General features: G+C 65.2%; 9 protein-coding genes. 7 read left to right on the top strand and 2 right to left on the bottom strand.

The window, feature by feature from the left end; translation table 11 throughout:
- The first annotated feature begins 78 nt into the window (after positions 1–78).
- Both JQ580_RS31705 and JQ580_RS31700 read left to right on the top strand, forming a co-directional pair.
- The gene (locus JQ580_RS31705) at positions 79–1299 is read left to right on the top strand and encodes a glycosyltransferase family 4 protein (protein WP_212284974.1); all 1221 of its coding nucleotides are present in this window, start codon (positions 79–81) and stop codon (positions 1297–1299) included.
- On the top strand, positions 1296–2243 hold the full coding sequence (locus JQ580_RS31700) for an NAD-dependent epimerase/dehydratase family protein (RefSeq protein ID WP_212284964.1): 948 nt from the start codon (positions 1296–1298) through the stop codon (positions 2241–2243). The genes JQ580_RS31705 and JQ580_RS31700 overlap by 4 nt, the downstream gene beginning before the upstream one ends.
- On the opposite strand, the gene JQ580_RS31695 is transcribed toward JQ580_RS31700, so the two are convergent.
- Together JQ580_RS31695 and JQ580_RS31690 are read right to left on the bottom strand one after the other, a co-directional pair.
- Positions 2231–3238 (bottom strand): MraY family glycosyltransferase, encoded by a 1008-nt coding sequence (locus tag JQ580_RS31695; RefSeq protein ID WP_311982627.1) that lies wholly within the window; start codon positions 3236–3238, stop codon positions 2231–2233. The two genes, JQ580_RS31700 and JQ580_RS31695, sit on opposite strands and share 13 nt — an antisense overlap.
- Entirely contained in the window at positions 3235–4194 is a 960-nt protein-coding gene (locus JQ580_RS31690; protein WP_212284962.1) for a lysylphosphatidylglycerol synthase transmembrane domain-containing protein, read from the bottom strand. Before JQ580_RS31690 ends, JQ580_RS31695 begins: the two co-directional genes overlap by 4 nt.
- Positions 4195–4399: 205 nt before the next feature.
- Here JQ580_RS31690 and JQ580_RS31685 point away from each other — a divergent pair, with 205 nt between their 5' ends.
- The 5 genes from JQ580_RS31685 (at position 4400) to murJ (ending at position 10939) form a co-directional block, all read left to right on the top strand.
- A complete protein-coding gene (locus tag JQ580_RS31685) occupies positions 4400–5389 on the top strand; it encodes an NAD-dependent epimerase (RefSeq protein ID WP_212284960.1) in 990 nt (329 codons plus the stop codon).
- Between the two features lie 7 nt (positions 5390–5396).
- Complete coding sequence (locus JQ580_RS31680) at positions 5397–6809, top strand: mannose-1-phosphate guanylyltransferase/mannose-6-phosphate isomerase (protein WP_212284958.1); 1413 nt, start codon at positions 5397–5399, stop codon at positions 6807–6809.
- Between the two features lie 182 nt (positions 6810–6991).
- Positions 6992–7996, top strand: a complete 1005-nt coding sequence (locus JQ580_RS31675) for a Gfo/Idh/MocA family protein (RefSeq protein ID WP_212284956.1) — start codon at positions 6992–6994, stop codon at positions 7994–7996.
- Positions 7997–8047: 51 nt separating this feature from the next.
- On the top strand, positions 8048–9199 hold the full coding sequence (locus JQ580_RS31670) for a DegT/DnrJ/EryC1/StrS family aminotransferase (protein ID WP_212284970.1): 1152 nt from the start codon (positions 8048–8050) through the stop codon (positions 9197–9199).
- Between the two features lie 213 nt (positions 9200–9412).
- Positions 9413–10939, top strand: a complete 1527-nt coding sequence (gene murJ, locus JQ580_RS31665) for a murein biosynthesis integral membrane protein MurJ (protein ID WP_212284954.1) — start codon at positions 9413–9415, stop codon at positions 10937–10939.
- Positions 10940–11139: the final 200 nt, after the last annotated feature.

Genomic DNA, 11139 nt, shown 5'->3' with positions numbered 1-11139 from the left:
CGCGCGCGACGATCGCGCCACCATCAGGACCATCCTGAAGGATGCGGTGCCCGAATTCGGGTCGACCGCGGCCTGACCATGCAGCCTCGAGGCAAGATCGTCGTCGCGAGCCAGCACTATCCGCCGGATACCAGCACGACGGCGGCGATCATAGCCGATATCGCCTGCCGTCTCGCCGCCGAGCACGAGGTCGTCGTGCTCTCGGGCTGGCCGGGCGCGTTGCCGGCCTCGCAGACCGGCCCGCGCAAGCCGCGCGTGGTCGCCATCAAGAACCGCATGGCGGGCAAGGCGGCACTGGTGCGGCGCGGACTCTCGGAACTGCTGTTCGCGGCGCGGACGTTCGTCGCGTTGATGGGGGAGCTCAAGGCAGGGGACGTCGTGCTCACGGTCACCGCTCCGTTCATGCTGCCTTACGCGGTGGCGGCGGCAGCCAGGTTCAAGGGCGCGCGCTCGGCGCTGATCATGCACGATCTCTTTCCCGATGTGCTGGTGATGGCGGGCCTGCTGAAGCCGGGCTCCCTCGTGACGCGGACGATGCGCGCCGCCAACAGCCTGATGTTCCGCGCGCTCAATGCCGTCATCACCATCGGACGCGACGCGGAGCGGCCGTTGCTGAGCTATGCCGGGATGACGCGGAACAAGATCCGATTCATCCCGAACTGGGCGACGCTCGTGCCCGCGCCGCGGCCGGTCAATTCGGACAACCCGTTCCGCAAGTCGCTTTCCGCGCGCTTCATCGTCGGCCTGTCGGGTAATCTCGGTTTCACCCACGATCCGGAGATCGTGTTCGAGGCAGCGCGGCTTCTCAAGGACGAGGCCGACATTCACTTCCTGCTGTCCGGTTGGGGCATCGGCTTCGAGCGACTGAAGCAGTTGCAGGCGGAAGCAAACCTCTCCAATGTCTCTTTTGTCGCGCGCGTTGCGGATACCGAGCTCGAGACGTTCCTGGCCGCGGCCAATCTCTGGATCATTCCGTACCGGAAGGACGTTGCGGGGGTATCGGTGCCGAGCCGGTTCTACAATCTTCTGGCAGTCGGCCGGCCCGTGCTGCTGGTCTCCGAGCCGGAGGCCGAGGCGGCCCTGACGGTGGTGGAGAACGGGCTTGGCTGGGTCGTGACGCCGGGCCGCCCGGACCAGCTCGCCGCGGCGATCCGCACCGCGTCTCGTTCCGACGACGAAGCGATTGCGACGCGCGCGGTGAAGACGGCCGCGCGCTTCGACCGGACGACGGCGATGAATGCCTATGCCGGCGTGATCGACGAATTGCTGCGCAGCCCGCACCTTTCGGAGCAACGATGAGCGAGAAGAAACCGGTCGTGCTGGTGACGGGGGCAAGCGGTTTCGTCGGCCGTCACGTCGCCCCTGCGCTGGCGCGCGCGGGATGGTCGGTCCGCCGCGCGGTCCGCAGCCCGCAAGGTGTTGACGACGAGGTCGTGATCGAGTCGATCGGTCCCGAAACCGATTGGCAGGCCGCGCTGGAAGGCGTCGACGCCGTCGTCCATCTCGCCGCGCGCGTGCATCACAAGCACGAGGAGCACGCGGTCCAGCTCTACCGCAACGTCAATATAGCCGGCACGCTGCATCTGGCGCGTTGCGCGGCGACGGCCGGCGTGCGCCAGTTCATCTTCGTCAGCACCGTTCTCGTGCATGGCCGCAGCAACGAGGGCCGCGCGCCGTTCAGCGAGGACGACATCCTGACGCCGCGCGGCCTCTATGGCATGTCCAAGGCTGCGGCCGAGGCGGGCTTGAGGACGCTGGCGCGCGACAACGACATGAATATCTCGGTGATCCGGCCGCCGCTGGTCTATGGCGCCGGAGCCAAGGGCAATTTCGCGCTGCTGACGCGCGCGGTCGATCTCGGGTTGCCGCTGCCCTTCGGCGCGATCCGCAACCAGCGCGCCTTCCTTGCCGTGCAGAACCTGTCGTCGTTCATCCTGCACCGGCTCGGCCATCCCGATCCCGTCAGCAATTTCGAGATATTCCTCGTCGCCGACAGGGAGCAGGTTTCGACGCCCGAATTCATCACGCGGATGGCTGATGCGTCCGGCAAGGGGCTGCGGCTGTTCGGCGTGCCGTCGGGCGTGCTCAGCACGCTGCTCAGCGTGATGGGCCGGCAGGATACGCATGACAGCCTGATCGGCTCGCTCGAGCTCAACATCTCCAAGGCGCTCGCGACCGGTTGGCAGCCGGAGGTCTCCCTCGACGAGGGGCTGCGGCTGGCCTTGGCGGCTCAGGACGCCTGAGGGCGCGAGAACCGGCGCAACACGATGGCGACTGCGACCGCGCCTGCGAACAGGGAAACAATCGTGGCCGACATCGAGCCGGCGCGAACGCTGACGACGGCAAGCAGGGCCAGCACCAGATTGAGCGCGAACACCTCGGTAATCACCTGCTTGACCGTGAAGCCGTTGTCGGTGGCGCGTTGATAGAAGTGCGTGCGGTGCGCCGACCAGAATGGTTCGCGCCTGATGATGCGCCGAAACAGCGTGATGGTGGAATCCGCAAGATAATAAGCCGGCAGCAGCAGCGCCGCGGCGGGCTGTCCGTGCCAGGCGAGCTCCAGCAGGCACCAGCCGAGCAAGAGACCGATCGGCAGGCTGCCGACATCGCCCAGGAAGACCTTTGCGACCGGACGGTTGAACGGCACAAAGCCGAGCATGGCGCCGCACAGCGCCGTGGCGAGCAGCGCCGCTGATGGCGAGAGGTCGCCATACCATCCGAACAGTGCGAGTGCGGCCGTGACGGGCACCACCTCTGCCACGGTCATGAGGTCGAGCCCGTCCATGAAATTGACGAGGTTCACGAACCAGACACCGGCGAGCACGATAAGGCCGCGCTCCAGCGCGAGCGGCAGGGCTGGCACGATGCGCGCATCGTCAGGCGCGGTGAAGACGACAGCGCTGACGCAGGCGGCCTGCAGCACGAGCCGCACCAGCACCGGCAGCGAGACGATGTCGTCGGCGAACCCGACCATCGCAATGACGATGGTGGCGACGACCAGCGCCGGCGGAACCGCGACGTTGAACCAGGCCGCCAACGCCAATGCAACGCCGAGCGTCGCCGCGATCACCGCGATGCCCGCGCCTTGCGGGGTGGGGATGCGATGCGAGGAACGCGCATTCGGGCGTGCCAGTGCATAGCGCTGCAACAGCGGGCGGCTGATCCAGGTGATGAGCGCCGAGATCAGTGCGGCGATCGCAACGGCAAGCAGCGAGGCCACGATCGTCGGCACGGTCACTCCGGCACTCCGATCGGCGCCGACCCCTGCGCGGCTTTCTCCGCGCTGAGGATCCAGACCAGGCCACCGAACGCGCCGACGATGAAGGACACGGCGCCGAACAGCAGCGAGACGTTGACGCCCTCGTTGGCGGCAAGTCCGGCGAAGCCGAACGCCAGGCCCATCGTGGCTTCACGCACGCCCCAGCCGGCGATCGAGATCGGCATCATCGTGATCAGCATCACGGGCGGCACCAGCAGGAAGACGTCGCTGAAGCGAACCGGGGCCGCGATCGACTGCACGACGCACCAGGCGATGACGACGGCGAGCACGTGAACGAGCACCGACAGGATCGCGATGATCGGTCCGCGGCTGCGGCTGAAGATCACGCGGTTTGCGATCACGGCGCAGGCGTGAATGTGATGGGTAGCCCACCACGTTTTCAGCCAGCGCCATTTCAGGGCGCCGAAAACCAGGAAGCCGAGGCCGCCGGCGAGCGCCAGGAGATCGATGAGCAAGAGCGCCGAGCGGCCGTGCGGATCGGTGATGAGGGTGTAGCTCCAGGGCAGGCTCGCGACGATGACGATCGCGAGCGCGATCAAGCCGATCGCGCGGTCGACGAAGATCGAGTAGGTCGCCGCACGCCATCCGGCGCCGGCGCGCGCGACCAGCCACAGCCGGACCGCGTCGCCGCCGATCGCCGACGGCAGGGTCTGGTTGAAGAACGAGCCGATCACGTTGTAGCGCATGGCGCGGCCGAGCTCGAGCGGCGCGCCGCAGACCGCGCTGATCTCGCGCCAGCGCAGCACGCCGACGAAGATCTGCAGGAAGGTGATCGCGATCGCGGCGCCGATCCAGAACAGGCTGGTCACGGTGAAGCGCGAAAACAATTCGGACAGATCGACCTTGCGCAGCGCCAGATAGAGCAGCGCCACGGAAATCAGGATTTTGACCGTCGACAGCAGGATTCGGCGCATCTCGCCCGCATGAACTGGGTTTGCGAAGATTTGAGGCAACCCGACGCGAGCGCCGAATTCGGCCGCTTTGGTATGGTTTTGGCGCCGATCTTGCAATAGCCGTCGTGGCGGGACGTTATGAGCGTTCGAGCCGCGGTGGGCCTATTGCGACCTCCTCGCCTGGACGGCTAAACAGGATCAGGCGAGGGGATCTCCGGGGAACAATGTGACGGATCAGGCGATTTTGGTCACCGGGGCCGCCGGCTTCATCGGCTTTCACGTCGCCCGGCAGCTCCTGGGCGAAGGCCGGTCCGTCGTCGGGCTCGACAATCTCAACGCCTATTACGATCCGGCGCTGAAGCGGGCGCGCCTGGCGCTGCTGCAGGGCTCGCCCCGTTTCTCCTTCGTCGAGGCCGATCTTGCCGATCGCGAGACGATGGCGGCGCTGTTTGCGCGGCATCGTTTTACGGAGGTCGTGCATCTGGCGGCACAGGCCGGTGTGCGCTACTCGATCGAGCAGCCGCATGCCTATGTCGATTCCAATCTGGTGGGCTTTCTCAACGTGCTGGAGGGCTGCCGCAACAACGGCTGTCGTCATCTCGTCTACGCCTCGTCATCCTCCGTTTACGGCGCCAACACAAAAATGCCATTTGCGGTTGCGGACCGCACCGATCATCCCGTGAGCTTCTACGCCGCGACCAAGAAGGCGAACGAGGTGATGGCGCAGTCCTACAGCCATCTCTATCGCCTGCCGGTCACGGGCCTGCGCTTCTTTACCATTTACGGGCCATGGGGACGGCCCGACATGGCCATGTTCCTGTTCGTAAACGCCATCATGGCGGGCAAACCGATCCGGCTGTTTAACCATGGCCGAATGCGTCGCGACTTTACCTATGTCGATGATGTCACGCGTGTAGTATCCAAGCTGATCGATCTTGTGCCTGCGGACGATCCGGCTGCCGCAAATGCGCCGTTTAAGCTCTACAATGTCGGCAATCACCATCCGGAGGAACTGATGCACGTCGTCGGTCTTCTGGAGCGGGAGCTGGGCCGGACGGCGATCAAAGAATTGCTGCCGATGCAGCCGGGAGATGTGCTGGAAACGTTCGCGGATGTCGAGGACCTGATGCGCGACACCGGCTTTGCACCGTCAACGCCGATCGAGCATGGGGTCCACAATTTTGTCACCTGGTATCGGGACTACTTCAAGGTTTGAGATGACGATGGACAAACGCATAATCCCCCTGATCATGTGCGGCGGCGCCGGCACGCGGCTGTGGCCGGCTTCGCGCGAGGTGCGGCCGAAGCAGTTCCTGCCGCTGTTCGGCACGCGCTCGACCTTCCAGGATACGCTGCTTCGCGTCTCCGATCCCTCCCTGTTCGACCGGCCTATCGTCATCACGAACGCGTCCTATCGCTTCATGGTGCTGGAGCAGCTCGCCGAGATCGGCATCGAGGCCGATGTGATCCTTGAACCGATGCGTCGCGATTCCGGCCCGGCAATCGCGGCCGGCGCCGTGTTCGCGCAGAACCGCGCCAGTGACGCCATCGTGCTCGCGCTCGCCGCCGATCACGTCGTGCAGGACAATGCGGCGTTCGTCGCCGCCTGCCGCGAGGGCCTCACCGCTGCGAGCACCGGGCGCATCGTCACCTTCGGCGTCAAGCCGGAGCGGCCGGCGACCGAATACGGCTACATCAACCCGGGCGAAGTGATTGCCGGCGAGGTGCATGCGGTCACGCGCTTCGTCGAGAAGCCGGACGCGGTGAAAGCGTCCGACTACGTCAATTCGGGCTATCTCTGGAACAGCGGCAACTTCATGTTCCCGGCAAGCGTGCTGCTCGACGAATATCGCAAGGTCGATGCAGCGAGCGTCGAGGCCGTCACCAATGCGGTCAGCAATGCCGGTCGCGATCTCGGCTTCGTTACGCTGGAGCCCGAGGCGTTCGGCTCGGCGAAGGCGATCTCGATCGACTATGCGGTGATGGAGAAGACCTCGCGCGCAGCGGTCGTGCCGGTATCGTGCGGCTGGTCCGACGTCGGCTCCTGGCACGCGGTGTGGGAGCTCTCCGACAAGGACGCGCAGGGCAACGCATCGCATGGCAGCGCGGTGTTCGAGGATTCCCGCAATTGCAACGTCACCACCGATTCCGCGCTGGTCGCGCTCGAAGGCGTCGACGATCTCATCGTGGTTGCAACCGCGGATGCGGTGCTGGTCTCGCGCCAGAAAGATGCCAACGGCCTGAAGCGTCTCGTCACCAAGCTGAAGGCGGTCGCGCCGAAGGTCACCGAGGAGCACCTGAAGGTGCACCGCCCCTGGGGCAGCTACCAGTCGGTCGACAATGGCGAGCGCCATCAGGTCAAGCGCATCGTGGTGAAGCCGGGCGGGCGGCTGTCGCTGCAGAAGCACCATCATCGGGCCGAGCACTGGATCGTGGTCCGCGGCACCGCGCAGGTTACGGTCAATGAGACCGTGAAAATGGTGCACGAAAACGAGTCGATCTACATCCCGATGGGCGCCGTCCATCGGATGGAGAATCCCGGTAAAATCCTGCTGGAACTGATCGAGGTCCAGACTGGAAGCTATCTCGGGGAAGACGACATCATCCGGATTGAAGACGACTACCAAAGGTCGTAACCAGCAAACTCCGAATCACGCGACCCGGGCTAAACAGGCGATATTTTTCGGCTTAAGGCCCGGGGAACGTGTAACTTTTTGAATCAAATCGTGTCCGGGCCGCGAAGGCGGCATTCGCCACAAATGTGGCGCCCGTGCTAGAAGCGCGCCGGGGATTTGCGGTTGAATCGGGGTTTGCTCAGATGAGTTCCAACGGATCTGCGCCGGCAAAGGTCGGCTTGCGCGTCGGCGTGATTGGCGCCGGCGTAATGGGGAGCAACCACGCGCGCGTGCTTGCGGGTCTTCCCGGCGTCAGCCTCGTCGGAGTGGTCGATCCGTCGCCGGCACATCGCACACGCGCGACGGAACTGGCAAATTGCGCAAGCTTCGAGACCCTCGATCAACTGCTCGCCTCAGGCGTCGATGCCGTCACCATCGCGGCTCCAACCCATCTGCATCACGAAGTCGCGCTCGCCTGCATCGCCAAGAACATCCATGTTCTGGTCGAGAAGCCGATCGCATCCACCGTGGAGGAGGGCCGCGAGATCGTCGCTGCCGCGCACAAGGCCGGCGTCACACTGATGGTCGGCCATGTCGAGCGCTTCAATCCGGCGGTCGTCGCCGTCAAGCAGGCGATCGCGGGTGAGGACATTCTCTCCATCGCGATCACACGTGTCGGCCCGTTCCCGCCGCGCATGTCCAATGTCGGCGTCGTGATCGACCTCGCCGTGCACGACATCGATCTGATCCGCTGGTTCACCGAATCCGATATCGTCGAGGTGCAACCGCAATTGTCGAGCGCGGTCGCCGAGCGCGAGGACATCGCGCTGTTGCAGTTTCGCACCGCCAACGGCGTGCTCGCGCACATCAACACCAACTGGCTGACGCCGTTCAAGGCGCGCAGCGTCACGGTCGCGACCCGCGGCAAATACGTGATGGGCGATCTCTTGACGCGCCAGGTCACCGAATGCTTCGGCTTCAAGCCTGACGGCAGCTACTCGATGCGGCATCTGCCGGTCGGCCATGACGAGCCGCTCCGCGCCGAGCTGATCGCATTCCTCAAGGCGGTGCGCAACGGCGAGACGCCGGCGGTCACGGGCGACGAAGGCGTTGCCAGCCTCGAGATCGCGACGCAGTGCCTGGAGACGCCGTCACGGCCCGCCGCCAAATCGACCGCCCTCAAGGGCCCACGCCGCGTCGTCGGCTGATCCCTGTCCATGTCGACTGTTCAACACCAGCAAGGCGCCAAGAACCAGACGATGAACCAGCATCTGCGTTCCGAACCCATTCCCTTCATCGACGTCGCCTCGCAGCGCCGCCGGCTCGGCGCCTCGCTGGATGCCGCGGTCAAGCGCGTGATGGACCATTGCCAGTTCGTCAATGGTCCGGAAGTCGCCGAGCTCGAGAAGCAGCTCGCGGCCTATAGCGGTGCCAAGCACGTGATCGGCTGCGCCAGCGGCACCGATGCGATCCTGATGGTGATGATGGCGATGAACGTCGGGCCCGGCGATGCCGTGCTGTGTCCGTCCTTCACCTTCATCGCAACGGCCTCGCCGGTGGCACGGACCGGCGCGACGCCTGTCTACGTCGACGTCGACGAGACCACCTTCAACATGAGCCCGGAGTCGCTCAAGCGCGGCATCGCGACTGCGCGCAAGGCCGGCCTCAAGCCGGTCGCGGTCGTTCCGGTCGATCTGTTCGGCCAACCCGCCGATCACGATGCGATCGCGGAGATCGCCAAGGCCGAGGGCCTCTTCGTGCTCGACGACGCCGCGCAAGGCTTTGGCGCAAGCTACAAGGGCCGCAAGCTCGGCACCTTCGGGCTCGCCACCGCAACCAGCTTCTTCCCGGCCAAGCCGCTCGGCTGCTTCGGCGACGGCGGCGCGATCTTCACCGATGACGACAAACTGGCAGCGACGCTGCGCAGCATCCGCGTCCACGGACAGGGCGTCGACAAATACGACAACGTCCGCCTCGGCCTCACCGGCCGGATCGACACCATGCAGGCTGCGATCCTGATCGAGAAGCTGAAGATCTTCGACGACGAGATCGCCGCCCGCAACAAGGTTGCGGAACGCTATGCGCGTGGCCTGTCCAATGTCGTCACCGTGCCGCGCCTCAACCCCGGCAATACCTCGGTCTGGGCGCAGTACACCATCCGCCTCCCGAAGGGCACCGACCGCGACGGCTTTGCCGCTGCCCTGAAGGCTCAGGGCGTGCCGACCGCGATCTATTACGGCAAGTCGATGCATCAGCAGACCGCCTACAAGCAATATCCGGTCGCCGAGGACGGCCTGCCGGGTTGCGAGAGCCTGTCGCAGGACGTCATCAGCCTGCCGATGCACGCCTACCTGACCGAAGCCGATCAGGAGCGAATCATCGCTGCCGTCCGCGGCGCGCTGGCGGGCTGAGTTAGCCGGTTCTTGCGCTGATCGTCATGCCCGGGCTTGTCCCGGGCATCCACGTTCTTCGTGCTGCGTGGCAAGGCAAGGATCGCCGGGACAAGCCCGGCCATGACGTTGCGGGGACCATGGGCGCCCTGGCTAACGGACAAGCGGGGAGCGAGCGTACCTCCGCAGTGGTTTGCACCTAGACCTGATCCTGCGATGCTCTAAAACATCCGCATGCTCGGACGCATCTTCACGGTCGGTGGTTACACGCTGCTCTCGCGGCTGACGGGGTTTGCGCGCGACATCATGCTCGCGGCAATCCTCGGCGCCGGCCCCGTGGCCGACGCCTTCTTCGTGGCGCTGCGGCTGCCCAATCATTTCCGCGCGATCTTCGCCGAGGGGGCCTTCAACGCCGCGTGGGTGCCGGCCTATGCCCATGTCCATGGCGAGAAGGGGGAGGCGGCGGCGCATCTGTTCGCCGACCGCATCTTCACGCTGCTGCTGGCCTCGCAGGTGGTGCTGCTGATCGTCGCCTGGCTGTTCATGCCGCAGGCCATGAGCATCCTTGCACCCGGCTTCAGTGACGACGCCGAGCAGCGCAAGCTCGCGATCGAACTGACCCGGATCACCTTTCCCTATCTGCTGCTGATCACGCTGGTGACGCTCTATGGCGGCATGCTCAACGTGATGCAGCGCTTTGCCAGCGCCGCTGCTGCGTCGATCTTTCTCAACGTCGCGATGATGATGACGCTGGCGGTTGCCGTCTGGTTTCCGACGGCGGGCCATGCCGCGGCCTGGGGCGTTCTCATTTCCGGTTTTCTGCAATATTTCCTGTTGGCCGGCGATCTCGCCCGCCACGGCGGCCTGCCGCGCTTTGCGCCTTTGAAGCTCGACGAGGACGTCCGCGGTTTCTTCAAGGCGTTGGGCCCGGCGACGCTGGGATCGATGGGCACGCAGGTCGCGCTGTTCGCCGACACCATCATTGCGACCTTCCTGCCCGCCGGCGCGCTGTCGGCGCTGTATTATGCCGACCGCCTCAACCAGCTCCCGATCGGCGTCATCGGCATCGCCATCGGCACCGTGCTGCTGCCGGAGATGTCGAAACGGATCACGGCGAACGACCATGACGGCGCGATGAAGGCGCAGCGCCGCGCCTTCGATTTCACGCTGCTGTTCTCGATTCCGTTCGTCGCGGCCTTCCTGACCGTGCCCGACGAGATCATGCGCGCGCTGTTCGCCCGCGGGGCGTTCTCCCAGGCCGACGCAGTGGCCGCGGGCGGCACTCTCGCAGCGTATGCCATCGGCCTGATCCCGTTCGTGCTGATCCGCAGCGCGGTCGCGACCTTCTATGCCCGCAAGGACACGGCAACGCCGGTGCGCGCGTCGCTGACCGGCATCGCCGTCAACGTCGCGCTGAAAGTCGCCTTGATGGGATCGCTCGCCCAGATCGGCCTCGCGCTCGCAACCGCCGTCGGCGTCTGGACAAATCTCTTGCTTGTGCTGTTTTTCGCGATGCGCCGCGGTTTTCTCGTGCTCGACCGGGCATGGCTGGTGTCGCTCGCCAAATTCCTGCTGACCGGGATCATTCTGGCGGTGGCGTTCTGGCTGATCGCGCGCTTCAGCGGATCTTGGCTGGGTGCGATGCACCTCCACGATGAGTTGACGCTGGTGTTGCTGGCGCTTGGGGGCACCATCGTCTACGCGCTCGCAATCCTCGTGCTGTTTGGGCGAAAATGGCTCGTCTCGCTGGTGCGTGGCTAACCGAGCGGGTGCGCTCGCCTCCAGGCTGCAGCCCACATCGACACATCTGTTGATTTTGTGCCATTGCCGTGCTATCGGCGGTTCATGATCAAATCGTCGCGCAAACTCAACCGCAACCACATGACCCGCTTCGGCTGGGCCGTGGAAGGAGTCGCGCGCTAGGATTTCGACGACGACATCTTTTCACCAGGCCCCGCCGG

This window comes from Bradyrhizobium sp. SZCCT0148, from assembly GCF_018129985.1.
GTDB lineage: Bacteria > Pseudomonadota > Alphaproteobacteria > Rhizobiales > Xanthobacteraceae > Bradyrhizobium > Bradyrhizobium japonicum_H.
The sequence above is the reverse complement of the archived record's forward strand: the minus strand, read 5'-3'. Positions and strand labels throughout refer to the sequence as shown.

Bases quoted from the DNA above. Each gene is read 5' to 3' on its own strand.
- JQ580_RS31690 (WP_212284962.1), bottom strand. From the start codon at position 4,194: ATGCGCCGAATCCTGCTGTCGACGGTCAAAATCCTGATTTCCGTGGCG.
- JQ580_RS31705 (WP_212284974.1), top strand. From the start codon at position 79: ATGCAGCCTCGAGGCAAGATCGTCGTCGCGAGCCAGCACTATCCGCCG.
- JQ580_RS31670 (WP_212284970.1), top strand. From the start codon at position 8,048: ATGAACCAGCATCTGCGTTCCGAACCCATTCCCTTCATCGACGTCGCC.
- JQ580_RS31700 (WP_212284964.1), top strand. From the start codon at position 1,296: ATGAGCGAGAAGAAACCGGTCGTGCTGGTGACGGGGGCAAGCGGTTTC.
- JQ580_RS31675 (WP_212284956.1), top strand. From the start codon at position 6,992: ATGAGTTCCAACGGATCTGCGCCGGCAAAGGTCGGCTTGCGCGTCGGC.
- JQ580_RS31680 (WP_212284958.1), top strand. From the start codon at position 5,397: ATGGACAAACGCATAATCCCCCTGATCATGTGCGGCGGCGCCGGCACG.
- murJ (WP_212284954.1), top strand. From the start codon at position 9,413: ATGCTCGGACGCATCTTCACGGTCGGTGGTTACACGCTGCTCTCGCGG.